The organism is Bacteroides stercorirosoris, assembly GCF_900142015.1.
In the GTDB taxonomy this organism is placed as follows: Bacteria; Bacteroidota; Bacteroidia; order Bacteroidales; family Bacteroidaceae; genus Bacteroides; species Bacteroides stercorirosoris.
The window spans coordinates 1-17,930 of the sequence record NZ_FQZN01000032.1; the positions used below are offsets into that span (position 1 = coordinate 1).

Genomic DNA, 17,930 nt, shown 5'->3' on the forward strand with positions numbered 1-17,930 from the left:
CGTTTTTTGGGGGGAATGCTTAAAGATACAAAAAAGGCAACTAACTCGCAATGAATTAGTTGCCTTAAATTTTATTATTTTAGGAATATCCCTATTTATCGAAGTAAACATAAAGCGCATCATCCACATAGAGCGGAGCGGGACCTTCCGCCCAGTAATCACCGGTGATGGGAGCAGATACTTCAACCGGAAATCCATCCCTGATATTCTTTGTACGCGTAATCCGCAGGTTCTTTTCCGGCGGATTGGAGTTTTCATTCTTCACTACCATAATCAACTCGTCGCTCTTGGGCACCTTCACAATAGCGGCGTCGATGACGCTGAAATCAGGATTGAAGAACATCTTGGTTTCGGAGAAAGTACGGAAATCCTTTGTAGTCACACAGTACATGCGATGGTTCAAACCCTTCTCACTCTCACTGGTAGCCACTTCTTTGTGGCGGCCGGGGATGGTGGTGGCCCAGAAGATATAATAAGTTTGCGACGGTTCATCGTAGAAAAGTTCGGGTGCCCAGCAATTATGCGCCGTGGGTTCGTGCATCATGACGGGAATGGCTTGTTGCTCGCTCCAGTGAACCAAGTCGCGGGAGGAGGCATAGCCGATGATGCGGTCCGTCCAACTGGAAGTCCACACCATGTGGAAGGTTCCGTCAGGCGACTGGCAGATGCTGGGGTCGCGCATCAGTTTGTCTTTCCCCACTGCGGGAGTCAGGAAAGAGCGTCCTTCGTTCAGTGGCGTCCAGGTCAGGCCGTCATAACTGTAGGCCAGATGCAGGCCGTCTTCACTGTTACCGGTAAAGTAAGAAAAAAGATAAGCGGGTTTTCCGGCAAAGGCGGTCAACGCCAGACAAAGGGTCAGCGCCAGGCAGGTTATTCTTCTTTTCATGGGTTCATCAAGATTAAAAAGTTTACTTTGCAAATATACCATATCTCCGGGACATACCCAAGCCCCGGGGAAATGCTAAAATAGAAAGGACATGGTTAATTATTCGAAAAGGAGGACTTCATAAGATAAATAATCACTTCTTTTGCTCCCACCAAAAACAAAAACAGCCCCTTACATGAGTAATAAGATAGATATGAAAACGCTTGAAGCCTTGCAACAGGGATGTCACAAGGCATTTGAGGTTGTTTTTCTGGCTTATTACGGTAAAGTGAAGGCGTTTATATACGGGTACGTCAAGTCCGAACCGGATGCCGAGGAGTTGGCAGAAGATTTATTTGTAAATCTTTGGGTGAAACACCGGGATATAGACAATACCAAATCGTTCGATGCTTTTCTGCATACGATGGCAAGGAATTCGGCAATCAACTTTTTGAAGCGTAAATATGTGCAGGAGGCTTATCTGAGCACAATTCAGGGGCAGGAATACGGTTCTACTTCCGAGGAGGAACTGATAGCGAAAGAGTTGGGGTTGCTGATTGACGAGACGGTGGAAAACATGCCGGAGCAACGACGGAAGATTTATGCATTGAGCCGGAACGAGGGATTGAGCAATGAAGAAATAGCCGAACGGCTGCACACAACCAAAAGAAATGTGGAAAGCCAGTTGAGCCTTGCCTTGAAAGAGATACGGAAAACAATCTCATGTTTCTTTGTCGTATTTTTATAAAATCCTGACAGTATTCTATTCGAGAACGGATGCAAGCAGGACATTGATGGGGTATGTCCGGAACAGAGCCGGGCTTAGTGTAGAAGTGAGTATAGAATCAATGCCGATGATGGGTACAATCAATGCCAATGATTCCTACCATCAATGCCAATGATGGGTATCATCAATGCGGATGATGCCTACCATCAATACGGATGATGTGTATCATCAATACGGATGATGATAGGCTCAGCCCTAATGACATCACAGATGACGGCCAGACTGTGTATAGCTGAGTTCATTACCATGTACTTATGAACAAAACCTTCATGAATAACCTCTCTTGAAAAAAATATCAGTTTTCTTATTGAGCTTTCCGCATCTCAACTGTATATATACCAAAAGGCAGTAAAAATGGAAGCAAACTCTATTGTTAGAATCATACGAAAATATTTGTCGGGACGTTTCTCGCCCGAAACAGAGGAAAAGGTTCAGAGATGGATTATCAAAGACAAGTACCCGGAGGAAAAAGAGGAAGCCTCACTCGCTTATTGGAATGAAGTAGAAGCGAAATCCGATACGGACACTTACCTCGCCTTGGAACGGGTGAACAAAAGAATCAGTCATCAAAAGATGCGCCCCCTCCCCTTGCGTCAAAAAATCGGCCGCGTCGCAGCCGTACTCATTCCGCTATTCATCCTAGCAGGAGGCTATCTTTACCATACTTCCACCCGGAATCATCTGATTGAGATTTCAGCAGCATACGGTGAGAAGAAGCACCTCCTCCTGCCCGACAGCTCCGAAATATGGCTGAATGCCGGAACCGTTATCAAATACCCCAAACGGTTTTCTGACTCCCAGCGTACCGTGCACCTCAACGGCGAAGCCTACTTCTCCGTCAAAAAAGATGCCGCCCACCCGTTCATTGTAAATACTCCGCAGCTCTCCGTCAAAGTATTGGGAACCAAATTCAACGTAAAGGCTTATGCGGACGATAATTCAGTGACTACCACCCTGACAAGCGGCAAGGTAGAAGTCACCTCCCCCACCCAGGCTTCCCGGATATTGAAACCCAACGAACAACTGACCTATGACAAGCGCACCTCCGGCATCAGCATTACGGAAATCCCCGCCAATGACACCGATAGCTGGATCACCGGAAAGCTAATATTCACCCATGCACCTTTCACCGAAATTATCCGGACACTGGAAAGGCGGTACAACGTAACGTTCACCACCTCCGTCAATATCCCCGCCTCCAAGCGCTACACCGTCAGGTTCCTGAAAAACGAGACTCTGGACGAGATATTAACCGTACTGAAAGAAATGATTGGCTTCCGCTACCGGCAGGAGGGCAACGAAATAGAATTAAGTAATAACCCATAAAACCCAGCAGCCTATGAAGAAAAAAGGAACCGGATTGTAGCTTGAGACCCTCAACCCGGTTCTGAGATGTTAATCCTTTTTATTTTTTCAAACTAACAATAAAGTATTAACCCTACAAAGATAATGCAAATTGAGTGCAGAACTTTCATGCTTGCATGAGAAAGTTATGCCGGAATGTAGCTTATCTTATAAAAATGTACAATAATGAATCGAATAAGCATTAATAAGCAAATAAACAAAAACATTATTTTCCTACTCTTCACCCTTCTCTCCCTTGCCGCCACCGCGCAGGATGAAGGGAAAAGAATCACCATACAGAATAAAAACAGTTCACTGAAAGAAGCCTTTGCCCAGATAGAACTGCAAACCGGCTACAGCGTGGCCTACGAACTATCCGCCTTAGACGTAAAAAAACAACTCTCTCTTTCCTTCAAGAACCTGAGCATAGACAAAGCATTATCCCAAATCCTGAAAGGTACCCGCTATACCTACAAAATAACAGGCTACCACATCATCATCACCCCGGTGGACGGACAACAACCGCCTGCCAAAGAAAAGACACAAAAACTAACTCAAACCATAAGAGGCGTCGTTATCGACTCCAAAACCAACATGCCTATAGAATTTGTCACCGTAAGAATCATGGGTAGCGGTTCGCTGGGCACCACCACCGACAGTTTAGGCCGATTTCGGATAGACCACGTTCTGGTGGGACGCTGCAACCTGCAAGCATCTTTTGTGGGCTACAACGCAAGTATCCTCAACGAAATCCCCGTGACTTCCTCCAAAGAAGTGTACCTTGAAATCCCACTCGACGAGAACGTTCACTCACTGGACGAGATTGTCATACACCCCGAAGTCCGTAAAGACAAGCCCCTGAACACCATGGCCATCACCGGCGGACGCATGATTAGCATGGAAGAAGCCGGCCGCTTTGCCAACGGTTTCGACGACCCCGCCCGACTGACCACCGCATTTGCAGGCGTGGCAGGCAGCGTCGGGACAAACGCGATAGCCATCAGAGGAAACTCCCCCCAGTTCACGCAGTGGAGGCTGGAAGGTGTCGAAATACCCAATCCCACCCACTTTGCCGACGTCTCCGGTCTGGGCGGCGGCTTCCTGTCCGCCCTGAGCACACAGGTCGTGGGCAACTCCGATTTCTACAACGGCGCTTTCCCTGCCGAATACAGCAATGCCTTATCGGGCGTTTTCGACATGCACATCCGCAACGGAAACAATCAGAAGTATGAGCATACCTTCCAGTTAGGAATTATGGGTATCGATCTGGCATCCGAAGGTCCCCTCAGCAAGAAGCAAGGCAGTTCCTACATCTTCAATTACCGCTTCTCCACCACTTCCTTGGCTACCGGAAATGATATAAACATGAAATACCAGGACCTTGCCTTCAAGCTGAACTTCCCGACAAAGAGAGCCGGCACTTTCTCCCTATGGGGGATTGGCCTGATAGACCGCAACAAGCCCGAAGCCGAGGAACGGGAGAAATGGGAAACACAAGCCGATCGCCAGTCGGGCGAAACCACCCTGGACAAAGCCGCCGCAGGCATGACTCACAAATATCTCATCAATGAAGATACTTATATCCGTTCGTCACTCGCCGCCACCTATTCACAAGACCACACGACAGCCAATCAGCAGACGGAAGATGACCGGATAGTCCCCGTAGGAGACATCCGGAATTCCAAATGGGACGTTGTTTTCAATTCTTATCTGAACAAGAAATTCAACCCCAACCACGTGAACAGGACGGGCATCACCCTCACGGGACTGAAATATGACCTGGACTATAAAGTCAGCCCCTACTTCGGACTGGACATCCCTATGGAACAAATCTCAAAAGGCAACGGAGAAAGCGCCGTACTCTCGGCATACAGCAGTTCTGTCATCAATTTAAGCAATCGTCTCACCGCCAGTCTGGGCCTCACTGCCCAATACTTCACCCTCAACAAGAACTGGTCCGTAGAGCCCCGGGCAGCCATCAAATGGTCTTTCCTTCCGAAGCACTCCCTGGCAGCAGCCTACGGACTGCACAGCCGTCGGGAGAAACTGGATTATTACTTCGTGGAACGCACCGTCAACGGCAAAACCGAATCCAACAAATATCTGGATTTTGCCAAAGCCCATCACTTCGGACTTACATATGACTGGAACATCAACCCGTACATGCACCTGAAGATAGAGCCCTATTACCAATATCTGTTCCGCATCCCCGTCGAAGAGAATTCTTCCTTTTCCATCATCAATCACCAGGACTTCTATCTGGAAAGGCTACTCAAGAACAAAGGTTCCGGCAGAAACTATGGTATCGACATCACTCTGGAGCAATACATGAAAGACGGCTTCTATTATATGATAACAGCTTCCCTATTCAAATCCCGCTATAAAGGAGGAGACAACATCTGGCGCAATACGCGGCTGGACAAGAATTACCTGCTGAACGTCCTTGCCGGAAAAGAATGGATGGTGGGCCGGCTGAAACAGAATGTACTCAGCCTCAACGGACGCATCTACTTCCAGGGAGGCGACCGCTACACCCCGGTAGACAGAAAACAAAGCATGATAGAGCATGACATCGTATTCGACGAAACGAAAGCATACAGCGAAAAGTTCTCCCCAACCATCAACGGGGATATTTCTTTCAGCTACCGGATTAACAAGAAAAAGGTGTCGCACGAGTTTGCCATCAAGCTGCTGAACGTAGGCATGCGCACCGGAATGCATTTCTATGAATATAATGAGAAGACCAACAAAATCAAGAAAGTGGATGGCACAGGCTTAATCCCCAATATAAGCTATAAAATATATTTTTAATGACAAAGAGCACTCCATCACTGGCTATACAATACACAAAAGTTGTATATAATACCCATATTAACCCCTTAAAAATTGTATATTAACCGAATTAACAACAGAAAAGAACTATCTTCGCAGCCTATTGCTCAATATATGATATTTTTAAATGACTGATACGCAGAATCATAATTTCCATTCACCGGAAGAGTTGTTGGCCCGGCTTGAGAAAAATGAACAACGGCTCACGGCTGCAAAACAAAAGGCTGCAAAAGCCATGACAGATCGGAAGATTGTTTTAGATAACCTGAACATCGGCATGGTCTATCTGAACAAAGAATTCGTAGTACAGTGGGAATCACTGAATCTCTATTCCCACATCATTGGAGAAGATACCTACAAAGAAGGGAAACTGTGCTATCAGACAGTATTCCACCGGGACACCCCCTGCGAGAATTGTCCGGTGAAAAGGATATTCGAGTCAAAGTCGCAAGAATATCACTCACTGGAACGCAGTGGGCGTATCCTGGAAGTGACAGCCAACCCTGTATTCAACGAAGATAATGAAATAGAGGGAGGCGTACTGAAACTGGAAGATATAACGGAACGCATCAGGCAGGAAAAAGAGATTGCCCGCCTGAATATCCTGATGGATGCTATTCTCAATAACATTCCGGTATATCTTTTTGTGAAAGATCCCAATAATGATTTCCGGTATGTGTATTGGAACAAGGCATTGGTCAGCGGCACCGGAATAACGGCAGCCAAAGTGCTGGGACGCAAAGATGAAGAAATATTCAGTGACTCGCTGGACGTGGAAAGGTTTTCAAAGAACGATAAAACATTGATGGACACCCGGGAGGAACTGCATGTTGTAGAAAAGTTCACTACGACAAATGGCGAAAAACGCGTGGCCAGCTCCATCAAGACGCTCATTCCATCAAGTACCGGAGGCCTGCCGCTTATCCTCGGCATTTCCTGGGATATCACGGAATTAAAAAAAACGGAACAGGAATTAATCATTGCCAAAGAAAAAGCAGAAGAAAGCAATCGCCTCAAAACAGCGTTCCTTGCCAATATGAGCCATGAGATACGTACGCCTCTCAATGCCATTGTCGGGTTCTCGGATCTGATGACCGAAACAGAGGAAATAGAGGAAAAACAGGAGTACATAAAAATCATTAAGAAGAACAATGATATATTGCTGCAACTCATTACGGATATTCTCGATCTCTCAAAAATAGAAGCGGAAGTACTTGATTTCAACCTGTCGACGACTGATGTCAATAAGGTTTGTGAAGAGGTGGTGACAAGCTGCACCATGCGCTGGGATTCACCGGTGCCCATTATCCTCGAAAAAAGTCTTCCCGAGTGTTACATCTATTCTGATAAGAACAGGATATACCAAGTACTTACCAACATGATAAACAACGCATTGAAGTTTACACAGGAAGGAGAAATACGGGTAGGATATCACGTACTCGATAACAACACCATCCGCTTTTACGTTCAGGACACCGGAATAGGAATCAAGGAGAAGCATATCCCCACCATCTTCGACCGTTTTGTAAAACTCAACTCCTTTGCGCAGGGAACCGGACTGGGGCTTGCCATTTGCAAGAACATCGTAGAGCAGTTGCACGGAGAAATTGGTGTCGAATCGAGATGGGGGGAAGGGTCCTGTTTCTGGTTTACATTGCCTTACGACAAGAAAATAGTACTAAAAACTTCATAAATGACTTATTAGTTTCAATATATGAACCAACCCTTCACGGCAAACGTTATATCAGAAGAACTTTAAAACACAACTATCATGGAAAAGTATCTGATTCATAGTAACGAATTGCATTTCATTAATAAGGAACGCATTCACCAGGCGGTAGAGAAAATGGTAGAGTCACTGGATATGGCGGCAGGTTCCACCCGAGGCTTTGACTTGTACACTGTAGTAGAAAGCTACTTCACCGATCTTGAGAAACGAAGGGAAATCAACCATTTACTACATATCGAGAAGAGTGAATGTGAAGAAATAGAAGAAGAGCTCGGAGTATATGAGATGTAAAAAGAATAACAATATTCGTAGTAAGTAATAACAATAAATGAAGAGGAGCATCACAGTAAGTGTAATGCTCCTCTTCATTTATATGACTATCAGTCCTTCGCCTGATGTACCGTCAGTTGTGGGAAAGGGAAGCCGATGCCCTCCTTATTAAATACGGAGTAAATGTTTTTGTTCATATCGAAATAAACTCCCCAGTAATCCTCACTCTTCACCCAGGCACGGATGATGACATTCACACTGCTTGCATCGAGCGCATGAAGGGCGACGAAAGGTGCAGGGTCACCAAGAATCCGTTTATCTTCGGCAATGATGCGGCGGGTGGTTTCTTCTACTTTATCAAAGTTTTCGCCATACTCTACGCCAATCACCCACTCTACGCGGCGGGTATTTTCGCGGCTGTAGTTGGTCACCGTACCACTGCTCAATGCACCGTTCGGGATATAAATCACTTTGTTGTCACCAGTCAGCAGAATAGTGTGGAATATCTGGATTTCGCGCACTGTGCCCGTTACGCCTTGGCTTTCAATCAAGTCACCTACTTTATAGGGACGAAGCAATAAGACGATCAGACCACCTGCAAAGTTCTGCAAGTTCCCGGACAATGCCATACCGATAGCCACACCGGCGGATGCCAGCAAGGCGGCAAACGACGTTGTTTCTACTCCTAACTTACCGATAACGGCGATAATCAACAGGATAGTCAGCAGAATATTCACCAGACTCTTGACAAAACTTTGGATGCTGGCATCTACATGACGCTTCGCCAGCAAACGCGCCACCATCTTATTAAGGAAAGAAATCAGGAAACGTCCAACGATGAAAATCAGCACAGCACCAATAATATGGCCGCCTGCATTCACTCCCCAATCGATTAATTGCTGAAGAAAGACCTGTAATTTACTGAAACTGTCTTCCACTACTGTTTCAGCGGCAGGAGCCGCTGCTTGTAATAATAACATAATATTGTTCGTTTGATGTTAATAAAAATGTTTTTTGAGGTGGAGCTAATAATCATCCACCGGTTACAAAATTAACAAATATATTCGATTATCGTTCACTCCATTTGCTGGTTTCAATGAAAACGGCTACTTTTGCCCCCGATTTCAACTAAGGGGTGCCCTAATATGACGGGCTGAGATCATACCCATTGACCTGATCCGGGTAGTGCCGGCGGAGGGAAAAGAAGAAAAGTTCCCCTTTTCTGTATTAATCTTTAATAGTTAAAATTGCAATGAGAAAACATGCTATGGCGGCCTGCCTGTTGACGGCGACGCTGAGTGTCTGTGCGCAGACGCATGAAAAGGACAGCTTGCGGGTGATAGACCTGCAGGAAGTAGAAATTATCTCCACCCGTGCCACGGGAACCACTCCGGTGGCGTTTACCAATGTAAGTAAAGAACAGCTTAAGAAGCAGAACTTCGGGCAAGACATTCCCTATCTGTTGTCGTTCACACCATCTGTACTGACAACGAGTGATGCGGGTGCAGGTATCGGCTACACCAGTATTCGGGTGCGCGGAACAGATGCTACACGCATCAACGTAACCACCAACGGCATACCGATGAACGATGCGGAAAGCCATTCCATATTTTGGGTAAATACTCCCGACCTTGTTTCCTCACTCCAGGACTTGCAGATTCAACGTGGTGCAGGAACTTCCACAAATGGTGCCGGAGCATTCGGAGCCAGCATCAATATGAAGACACAAGGCATTCTACCCACACCGTATGCAGAGTTCTCAGGCTCTTACGGGTCATTCAACACCCATAAGGAAACGGTAAAGGTAGGCACCGGCCTCATCAATGGGCGATGGGGCTTCGATGCACGTCTGTCTAATATCCACAGTGACGGCTACCGTGACCGTGCCAGCGCCGACCTGAAATCTTATTTTGTGCAAGGTGGATATTATGGCGACAAGACCACCGTCAAATTCATCACCTTCGGTGGAAAAGAAGAAACATATCATGCCTGGGATGGTCTGGATAAAAAGACACTGGAAAACGACCGTAAGTACAATCCCAACGGCGCCATAGAAGATGCCCAAAGAAATGTAATCGGGTTCTATGACAACCAGATAGATTACTACCGCCAGACGAATTACCAATTATTACTGAACCAGATATTGTCTTCTTCGTGGAAACTGAACATAGCACTGCACTACACTGACGGTTACGGTTACTATGAGGAATACAAAAATCGGCGTACACTGGTGGAGTATGGGTTGACACCATTTGAAACAAACGGCACCACTATAGAGAAGTCGGACCTTGTACGCCGCAAGCTGGTAGACAGTGGTTTCGGTGGCGGTATATTCTCTTTCGATTATAAAGGAGACAAGTTAGATGCCTCCATCGGTGGCGGACTGAATTATTATAAGAATACCCATAGCGGCAAAGTGGTATGGGTGAAGAATTATCTGGGTGAGCTTGCCCCCGATCATGAATATTACCGCAATATCGGACGGAAAACAGATGGCAACATCTACGCAAAGGTAAATTATGAAATACTGGATGGGGTTAGTTTATATGCCGATATGCAATATCGCTATCTGCGCTACAAGATAAACGGCAATAACGACAAATGGGATTGGACAGCCGATCCGGCACACTTGCAACCGCTGAGTATTGATGAAGATTTCAGCTTCTTCAATCCTAAAGCCGGTATTTTCTGGAAAATTAATCCCTATAACAATCTTTATGCCTCTTTCAGCGTAGCAAATAAAGAGCCGACGCGTAACAACTATACCGACAACCTGTTTGCTGCGCAACCCAAATCAGAACGGATGTTCGACTATGAACTGGGCTACACCTTCCGCAAAGGTTGGTTTAATGCAGGTGTCAACCTGTACTATATGGATTATAAGAATCAATTGGTGCTGAATGGACAATTGAACGAAATCGGAGAACCCGTAGCAGAAAACGTGAAAGACAGTTATCGCATGGGTATCGAGTTGATGGCAGGTGCCCGCATCACCAATTGGCTGCGCTGGGATGTCAATGCAACCTGGAGCCGCAACCGCATCAAGAATTACACCGAATATCTGAGTGATGTGAATGAGGACTGGGAAGATATGTATAGTGAAAGCTGGGGCATCTCGCAGACCACCCGCTATATCGGAACCACTCCCATCTCTTTCTCACCGGACTTCATGGCAAACAGCCTTATCTCTTTGGATTATAAAGGTTTTAATGCATCTTTGCAGACGCAATACGTCAGCAAGCAATATTTAAACAATGCCCATCAGGAAGACTGTACGCTGGATGCTTACTGTGTAAGCAACCTGAGCCTCGGATATACTTTCAAACTGAAAGGGCTGAAATCTGTTAATGTAGGTGTGACAGTCTATAACCTGTTTGACGAAACCTACGAAAGTAACGGCTATGCATCGGGAAGCGCTGTGTACGAAGGTCACGGTAAGAATCAGATAAAGGATAAAGACAGCAAATTGCTTTATACATCCAATTATGCAGCCTACTATCCCAATGCAGGTATTAACGCGCTGGCACACATTACGCTGAGCTTTTAGTATATGGAGCAAACTCTTGAAATAATCGGAACAATCGTCGGGCTTGTCTATCTTTGGCTGGAATACCGGGCGAGTATCTATCTTTGGATAGCGGGTATCATCATGCCCGCTATCTATATCTTCGTTTATTACGATGCCGGGCTATATGCCGACTTCGGAATCAACATCTACTATCTCGGCGCGGCAGTGTATGGCTGGATGATGTGGAAATACGGTAGCTTTGTCAGAAGAAAACTACATCTCCGCACGGAAGAAGAGCAGGAACTCCCCATCACCCGTATGCCCTTGCGTTATTATCTTCCCCTCGGCATTGTATTCGCCGTTACCTTCATCGGCATTGCCTGGATACTGATAGAATTTACCAACAGCAATGTTCCCTGGCTGGATTCATTCACCACCGCGCTCAGCATCGTCGGCATGTGGATGCTGGCACGCAAATACGTGGAACAATGGTGGGCGTGGATTGTAGTAGACGTCGTCAGCGCCGGACTCTATGTTTATAAAGAACTTAATTTTACAGCAGGACTATACGCCCTTTATACTATAATCGCTATCTTTGGCTACTTCAAATGGAAGAAGATGATGAAAACAGGGATTAGTGATTAACTATTAGTGATTAGTAATGAAAGAAGAATATGATAAGAACCCAGTAGACCTCTGTGTCCTCTGTGCCCTCTGTGGTGAACCGGAAGCAGTAATCCTTGCAAATGGTGATTACCCCACCCAGCCCATCCCTTCGCAAATGTTAGCGAACGCTCCCTATGTGGTTTGTTGTGATGGCGGTGCAGATGCCTATATAGCACAAGGCCACGTGCCGGACGTAATTATCGGTGACGGCGACTCACTGAGCGAAGAAAACCGCCGGAAGTATAGCCATATCCTTCATCATATCTCCGACCAGGAAACAAACGACCAGACGAAAGCCGTCAATTTCCTCATGGAGCAGGGAAAGAAAAACATCATCATTGTCGGAGCCACCGGCAAACGGGAAGACCATACATTAGGAAATATCAGCCTCCTCATCGACTATATGCGTGCCGGAGCCAACGTCCGTACATTTACTGACTACAGTGTTTTTATCCCTTGCCGCCACACACATACCTTTTCCTGCCAACCGGGAAAGCAAGTCTCCATCATCAACTTCGGCGCCCATGGACTGCGCGGCGAAGGTCTTGTCTACCCTCTCAGCGACTTCACCAACTGGTGGCAAGGCACATTGAACGAATGTACGGGAACGGAATTTACTGTTCACGCAGAAGGAGAATACTTGGTAGTTATTAACTATTAGTTATTAGTTATTTACTTATGCGATCCCCTTCGGTATAAGAGCGATGACAAACAAATAACTAATAGCTAATAACTATATCTCATTTCTTCCTCTCCGCCACCTCCACAAAGTACACGCTCAAGCATATCATTCCGATAGCCACTCCCTGTTCCCAAGTGAAACGGTCCTGTCCGGCAATATAAGAAACGACACTGGTCACAATCAGTATCAGATAACCATACATAGCTACTACGGTTGTTTTCAGATATTTCAGTCCGATAGGCATCAGCCAGTAGCTGAGATAGGTGGGGAAAATGAGGATGAAGGTCAATATCAACCACGGCATCCAGTGCCATGTGCCATGAGTAGCGTCGGTGAACAACGGCGCGTCCCATCCGAAGATAGTAGATATCACCAGACCGGACAGCGCCGCGCCCCCAAACACATATTTCATTACGGTCACCAAACCAATCTCTTCCAGCAACTTTTTACTCAGTATCAGGTAAATGGCAAAAACAAACGAACTGAGCAAGCAAAGCATATTACCCGTCAGTGCATCGTGTGCCAGGTCATCACTCCCTTGCGTCAATATACAGAGCAGCGCACCGCCAAAACCGAGGGAGATACCAATGATTTTCATCAGCGTAGCCCGCTCGTGCAGGAAGAAAACAGAGATAAGAAACACCCAGATAGGTTGCAGGGAATTGAAGATGGCACTGCTGACAGGCGTCGTCTTACTGATGCCCAGCAGATAGCAAAACATAAAACCATACATGCCGAATGCCCCCAGGCAAAGTAGCCCGATACGCTGCCGCCGTGTGATAGGCGCTTCTTTCACAAACCAGCCTGTCACCCAGAACGCCACGGCAGCAAAAGTACAACGCACCGTGACGCCCGTCAATGCGCCCATCCACACGGGCAGCAGGTATTTCAGGGCATTCATATTCAATCCCGCCAATATACGCGAGCCTACTAAGCTTAAGTTAGCCTCCAGTTTCTTATCTTTCATTCGGATATCGCAATTTTGGTTTCAAGGACAGAGAACGCAGGGAGAAGAAAAATGTTCAGACCGCATGGATATTCCAAAACTATTCGTATCTTTAGGATGTTCTATGAAAAACAAAGGAGGATAGCCTATGAAAAGTAAAGAAGAAAAAGACACACTGCGTACCGAAACGCAAGATGAACCTAAGAGCAAAGAACAAGTGCTCATATTCTCTCATCAACTGCGCCGGGAAGTTGAAACTGCCTGCTGCCAATTGGATAACCGCGAAGGACAGAATAACTTAACAATAAACAAGGAGGTAACAGAATGGCTAAGCAAGTAATATGGTCGCTCGTCGCCAAGAAACAGTTGAAGGAAGCATTCCAGATACTAAAACTAAAGAATGGGAATAATGAGGTTGGTGAAGTGCTCTATGTACAATTACAGAACATATTACACCGCATCAGCATGAATCCGTTCATCGGACAAACGACAGAAGTAGAAAATATACGCTACATCATTCCTCACCCGGGATATACACTTTTCTATCGACATAGCCTCAAGAAGATAGAAGTTGTTGTACTATGGGACAACCGACTAAAAATGGGGGAACTGAAGGTGATCCCCAAAAAGGAATGAGATGTAAAAAAAGTAAATAAATGGCGAATTATGATTGAACAAATTCCATAGCATGCCATGTATACCATCTTCGTGTGAACTCATCACCCAAGTTGTATTGACTGGCAACATTACGTACTGTCTCCAAATTCAAATTATCAGGTAAACGGAGAAGTGCGTTTGCAGCACAAAGGGTTTTATATTCTTCATCAAGAATAATCCTTTTACGGAGAGACAGGTTATCATCTCCGATATAAGTTCTGTGACTTATCATGCATTCTGACACCAGTCTGCCAATCATGACACCTTGCTCTGATATAAAATAGTATGAATTGTCAGGTTGCCTGACATAAAGAGTATTATTATTTTTCATGCTAAAATACTCAAATGCATTATAATTACCAGTTTCCAGATTATAATACCTGAGGTAACGTTCTCTGTATCTCTGCATAAAATGTGGAGTATACTCAAGAACAAGAATTTCAACTCCTTGTTCGCAATATTAATGAATATGGGTACAAAGGTATAAAAAACAATCCAACATAGTTAGCAGAGGCCTTTTTTCATGTTATAATAATATTATCCTTGAGTAGTTACTGTTTTTTTGTCAAGAGCAGATTTATGCATTCTTAACTCCGGCAAGTTGTTTTATCACTGCTGTCCTTAGTAGCATACCTCTGAAACAGATGGTCTGAATCTCTCAAACGCATCATGTGTTTCATGCAAACAGATGATGCGTTTGCCACAAGTAGATGATGTGTTTTCCACAGTTGAATAAGGCAAATTCCACACCCTAATTGGGTAAATGCCACATTAATTGCCTGTTAGAGTGTGGAATTTCAGTCATTAAGATGTGGCATTCGGGAAGATCAGATGTGGCATTTCAGATGGGATAAAAAAAGAGAGGAGAAGCAATGCCCCTCCTCTTATGCTAATTTAAACTTGAATCTGAGTTAAAATTACGGTTACAAATATACTATATTGAAACACCAAAGTCAAGCTTTCGGGTCTTTATTTCTTCCTGCTTAAAGAAATCCCGCTCCTTATAGCGACAATAGATAACTTTTAAAATCAGCAAATTCCTTTGTCATCGACAGGCTTTGCTTTTCACCTTGCATGAAAGCTTTCAGTTTCGCAGGAATTTCTACGGTTTCGCCGATAATACCTTCCACGGTTTCGAGGAATTTTGCCGGATGCGCCGTCTCCAGGAAAACGCCAGTTTCACCTGGTTTCAATCCTTCTTTCAGAGCACGGAAACCACAGGCACCATGCGGATCGAGCAGGTAATGACATTCTTTCCACGTCTCACGCATCGTTTCGGCAATCTGTTCATTAGTATAAGTAGTACCACTGATTTCAGCAGAAATGGCTGCATGACTGCCTCCATAAAGATCGAGTACACGCGCAAAGTTACTCGGATCGCCCACATCCATAGCATTGGCAATGGTAGCGATAGAAGGACGTGGAGTATAAACTCCGGTCTGTAAGTATTGATAGAAGATATCGTTACGGTTATTGGCAGCAATGAAGCGCTTCACTGGCAACCCCATACGTTTGCCAAACAATCCGGCAGTGATATTTCCAAAGTTACCGCTCGGAACACAGATAACAGCATCGTTCGCCTTGCCTATCTTCTTCAGTTGAGCATAAGCATAGAAGTAATAGAAAGCCTGCGGTAAGAATCGTGCTACATTAATGGAATTGGCACTGGTAAGTTGCAGATGCTCATTCAGTTCCTTATCCATAAAGGCAGATTTCACCAACGCCTGGCAATCATCGAATGTACCGTCTATCTCAAGGGCTGTGATATTCTGTCCGAGAGTCGTAAATTGTTTCTCCTGTATTTCGCTGACCTTTCCTTTGGGATAAAGCACATATACATGAATACCCTCCACACCGAGGAAACCATTAGCTACCGCACTTCCCGTATCACCGGAAGTAGCAACCAATACATTGACTTGTTTCTTACCTTCTTTTCTGATGAAGTACCCTAAAAGACGGGCCATGAAACGTCCGCCCACATCTTTGAAAGCAAGCGTCGGGCCGTGGAAAAGTTCGAGTGAATAAATATTTTCCGTCACCTTCACCAAAGGAACATCAAAATTCAATGTATCGTAAACGATTTGTTTCAATGTATCGGCAGGTACATCTTCCCCAAAGAAAGCATCGGCTACGCGATAAGCAATCTCCTGAAAAGAAAGAGTATCGATACTATCATAAAAATCTTGCGGCAAAGGTTTAATGCTATACGGCATGAAAAGTCCTTTGTCAGCAGCAAGTCCCTTTACTACGGCTTCTTCCAGACTGGCGCCGGGAGCTTGTTTGTTGGTACTGTAATATTTCATTTGGGAATATTTTTATTCACCACGGATTACACAGATTAACACAGATATTTTTATTTATCAAAATCTGTGTTAATCTGTGTAATCCGTGGTGCCATTCATAAATTCATTAATAAACTCATCTTCCTTCAACAATCCGTAACTTCCTTCACAAACAGACACTTCATCAAAGGCCTGTACACTATCCGGTTCGATACCCGGATACCAGATGAAGAAAGGAATCGGTTCATTGGTATGTGTGCGAAGCTCACATGGAGTAGGATGATCGGGCAGTACAGCAATAGCTACCGGTTCCTCCCAATCTTTCACGGCTTCATAGATAGGACCTACGGCACGGCTATCCAGATTCTCGATCGTCAGAAGTTTCAATTCCACATTTCCTTCATGTCCCGCCTCATCGCTGGCTTCGATATGCAGATAGACGAAATCGTCCGTTTTCAAGGCTTCCAATGCGGCAGCCACTTTGTTCTCATAATTGGTATCGTACAATCCGGTAGCACCTTCCACTGTCAGGCGACGCAAGTCCGCATAATATCCGATACCATTGATCAAGTCTACAGCAGAAATCACTGCCCCCCGTTTCACTTGTGGGAACTTATCAGACAAACGTTCCATTTTAGGACGATAGCCGGGACTCCAGGGCCAAATACTATTAGCCGGGTCTTTCCCTTCCGCCATCCGCTTCTGATTCAACGGATGATTTTTCAAAAGCTCCTGCGAACGCAGGATAAGATCATTAATCAAATCAGCAGTTTGTTGCGGAGTCAGTTCTGCACCGTCTTCGGGAACTGTTATATTCTCCGTACCCGGCATCGGTTTCACCAGTAACGGGCGGAAAGGTTTCAACGGCACATCGTGCGGTGGCGTACAATCGATACGCTTATCTCCACCTTTGATCACCAATAAATGACGATATTGCACGCCTGTATAGAAATACACCCGCTCATTGCCCAGATGTTTCTGCAAGTACTTCACCAATACATCGGCTTCTTCCGTTGTGATGTGTCCGGCAGAATGGTTTTTAATATGATCGCCTTCAATGCAAATGATATTACAACGCATTGCCATTTCGCCCGGCTTCAAATCTACGCCGATGCTGGCAGCCTCCAGAGGTCCTCGTCCTTCATACACTTTCGGCAGGTCGTAGCCCAGAACGGACATATTCGCCACCTCGCTGCCGGGATGGAAACCGTCGGCAACGGTCTTCAACCGTCCCGTGCGCCCCATGCCCGCCAGTTTATCCATATAAGGCGTCTTGGCATATTGCATCAGCGTCTTACCGCCCAATGACTCCACAGGCCAATCCGCCATTCCATCGCCTAATATGATTATATGTTTCATTTT

Annotated in this window: 14 protein-coding genes, 1 pseudogene and 1 riboswitch; of the genes and pseudogenes, 10 read left to right on the plus strand and 5 right to left on the minus strand. The window is 45.5% G+C overall.

What is annotated here, in order from left to right; all coding sequences use genetic code 11:
• Positions 1–94 precede the first annotated feature (94 nt).
• Positions 95–886 (minus strand): annotated as a pseudogene (locus tag BUC01_RS19625) (glycoside hydrolase family 43 protein); the annotation flags it as partial.
• A 175-nt stretch (positions 887–1,061) separates the two neighbouring features.
• On the opposite strand from BUC01_RS19625, the gene BUC01_RS19630 reads away from it, so the two are divergent.
• From BUC01_RS19630 to BUC01_RS19650, 5 genes are all read left to right on the plus strand, one after another.
• Positions 1,062–1,613: an RNA polymerase sigma-70 factor gene (locus tag BUC01_RS19630; protein WP_073314597.1), complete on the plus strand. Its 552-nt coding sequence runs from the start codon at positions 1,062–1,064 to the stop codon at positions 1,611–1,613.
• Positions 1,614–2,006: 393 nt separating this feature from the next.
• Entirely contained in the window at positions 2,007–2,978 is a 972-nt protein-coding gene (locus tag BUC01_RS19635; protein WP_025832672.1) for a FecR family protein, read from the plus strand.
• A gap of 204 nt (positions 2,979–3,182) precedes the next feature.
• Positions 3,183–5,807 carry a secretin and TonB N-terminal domain-containing protein gene (locus tag BUC01_RS19640; protein ID WP_073314599.1) on the plus strand — a complete coding sequence of 875 codons (2,625 nt, stop codon included), beginning with the start codon at positions 3,183–3,185 and terminating at the stop codon, positions 5,805–5,807.
• A 148-nt stretch (positions 5,808–5,955) separates the two neighbouring features.
• Positions 5,956–7,521 carry an ATP-binding protein gene (locus BUC01_RS19645; RefSeq protein WP_073314601.1) on the plus strand — a complete coding sequence of 522 codons (1,566 nt, stop codon included), beginning with the start codon at positions 5,956–5,958 and terminating at the stop codon, positions 7,519–7,521.
• 78 nt (positions 7,522–7,599) lie between these two features.
• Positions 7,600–7,848, plus strand: a complete 249-nt coding sequence (locus BUC01_RS19650) for a hypothetical protein (RefSeq protein ID WP_025832674.1) — start codon at positions 7,600–7,602, stop codon at positions 7,846–7,848.
• A gap of 89 nt (positions 7,849–7,937) precedes the next feature.
• On the opposite strand, the gene BUC01_RS19655 is transcribed toward BUC01_RS19650, so the two are convergent.
• Complete coding sequence (locus tag BUC01_RS19655) at positions 7,938–8,807, minus strand: mechanosensitive ion channel family protein (RefSeq protein WP_034524394.1); 870 nt, start codon at positions 8,805–8,807, stop codon at positions 7,938–7,940.
• 141 nt (positions 8,808–8,948) lie between these two features.
• A riboswitch (TPP riboswitch) is annotated at positions 8,949–9,045 on the plus strand.
• A gap of 34 nt (positions 9,046–9,079) precedes the next feature.
• Here BUC01_RS19655 and BUC01_RS19660 point away from each other — a divergent pair.
• From BUC01_RS19660 to BUC01_RS19670, 3 genes are read left to right on the plus strand one after another with little or no spacing between them, the layout of a single operon-like run.
• The gene (locus tag BUC01_RS19660; RefSeq protein ID WP_025832677.1) at positions 9,080–11,374 is read left to right on the plus strand and encodes a TonB-dependent receptor; all 2,295 of its coding nucleotides are present in this window, start codon (positions 9,080–9,082) and stop codon (positions 11,372–11,374) included.
• 3 nt (positions 11,375–11,377) lie between these two features.
• Positions 11,378–11,980, plus strand: a complete 603-nt coding sequence (pnuC, locus tag BUC01_RS19665) for a nicotinamide riboside transporter PnuC (protein ID WP_073314603.1) — start codon at positions 11,378–11,380, stop codon at positions 11,978–11,980.
• Between the two features lie 16 nt (positions 11,981–11,996).
• Positions 11,997–12,662 (plus strand): thiamine diphosphokinase, encoded by a 666-nt coding sequence (locus BUC01_RS19670; RefSeq protein ID WP_025832679.1) that lies wholly within the window; start codon positions 11,997–11,999, stop codon positions 12,660–12,662.
• A 79-nt stretch (positions 12,663–12,741) separates the two neighbouring features.
• Here the strand turns inward: BUC01_RS19670 and BUC01_RS19675 are convergent, their stop codons facing one another.
• Entirely contained in the window at positions 12,742–13,650 is a 909-nt protein-coding gene (locus tag BUC01_RS19675; RefSeq protein WP_025832680.1) for a DMT family transporter, read from the minus strand.
• Positions 13,651–13,777: 127 nt separating this feature from the next.
• Here BUC01_RS19675 and BUC01_RS19680 point away from each other — a divergent pair, with 127 nt between their 5' ends.
• Both BUC01_RS19680 and BUC01_RS19685 read left to right on the plus strand, forming a co-directional pair.
• A complete protein-coding gene (locus BUC01_RS19680; protein ID WP_025832682.1) occupies positions 13,778–13,969 on the plus strand; it encodes a hypothetical protein in 192 nt (63 codons plus the stop codon).
• Entirely contained in the window at positions 13,954–14,265 is a 312-nt protein-coding gene (locus BUC01_RS19685) for a type II toxin-antitoxin system RelE/ParE family toxin (RefSeq protein ID WP_009131995.1), read from the plus strand. Before BUC01_RS19680 ends, BUC01_RS19685 begins: the two co-directional genes overlap by 16 nt.
• A gap of 1,022 nt (positions 14,266–15,287) precedes the next feature.
• Here BUC01_RS19685 and thrC read toward each other — a convergent pair.
• Together thrC and BUC01_RS19700 are read right to left on the minus strand one after the other, a co-directional pair.
• Complete coding sequence (thrC, locus tag BUC01_RS19695) at positions 15,288–16,589, minus strand: threonine synthase (RefSeq protein ID WP_025832689.1); 1,302 nt, start codon at positions 16,587–16,589, stop codon at positions 15,288–15,290.
• Between the two features lie 69 nt (positions 16,590–16,658).
• A complete protein-coding gene (locus tag BUC01_RS19700; protein WP_025832691.1) occupies positions 16,659–17,927 on the minus strand; it encodes a cofactor-independent phosphoglycerate mutase in 1,269 nt (422 codons plus the stop codon).
• Positions 17,928–17,930 lie beyond the last annotated feature (3 nt).

Bases quoted from the DNA above. Each gene is read 5' to 3' on its own strand.
- BUC01_RS19645 (WP_073314601.1), top strand. From the start codon at position 5,956: ATGACTGATACGCAGAATCATAATTTCCATTCACCGGAAGAGTTGTTG.
- BUC01_RS19685 (WP_009131995.1), top strand. From the start codon at position 13,954: ATGGCTAAGCAAGTAATATGGTCGCTCGTCGCCAAGAAACAGTTGAAG.
- BUC01_RS19680 (WP_025832682.1), top strand. From the start codon at position 13,778: ATGAAAAGTAAAGAAGAAAAAGACACACTGCGTACCGAAACGCAAGAT.
- BUC01_RS19635 (WP_025832672.1), top strand. From the start codon at position 2,007: ATGGAAGCAAACTCTATTGTTAGAATCATACGAAAATATTTGTCGGGA.
- BUC01_RS19700 (WP_025832691.1), bottom strand. From the start codon at position 17,927: ATGAAACATATAATCATATTAGGCGATGGAATGGCGGATTGGCCTGTG.
- thrC (WP_025832689.1), bottom strand. From the start codon at position 16,589: ATGAAATATTACAGTACCAACAAACAAGCTCCCGGCGCCAGTCTGGAA.
- BUC01_RS19630 (WP_073314597.1), top strand. From the start codon at position 1,062: ATGAGTAATAAGATAGATATGAAAACGCTTGAAGCCTTGCAACAGGGA.
- pnuC (WP_073314603.1), top strand. From the start codon at position 11,378: ATGGAGCAAACTCTTGAAATAATCGGAACAATCGTCGGGCTTGTCTAT.
- BUC01_RS19670 (WP_025832679.1), top strand. From the start codon at position 11,997: ATGAAAGAAGAATATGATAAGAACCCAGTAGACCTCTGTGTCCTCTGT.
- BUC01_RS19655 (WP_034524394.1), bottom strand. From the start codon at position 8,807: ATGTTATTATTACAAGCAGCGGCTCCTGCCGCTGAAACAGTAGTGGAA.
- BUC01_RS19675 (WP_025832680.1), bottom strand. From the start codon at position 13,650: ATGAAAGATAAGAAACTGGAGGCTAACTTAAGCTTAGTAGGCTCGCGT.
- BUC01_RS19660 (WP_025832677.1), top strand. From the start codon at position 9,080: ATGAGAAAACATGCTATGGCGGCCTGCCTGTTGACGGCGACGCTGAGT.
- BUC01_RS19640 (WP_073314599.1), top strand. From the start codon at position 3,183: ATGAATCGAATAAGCATTAATAAGCAAATAAACAAAAACATTATTTTC.
- BUC01_RS19650 (WP_025832674.1), top strand. From the start codon at position 7,600: ATGGAAAAGTATCTGATTCATAGTAACGAATTGCATTTCATTAATAAG.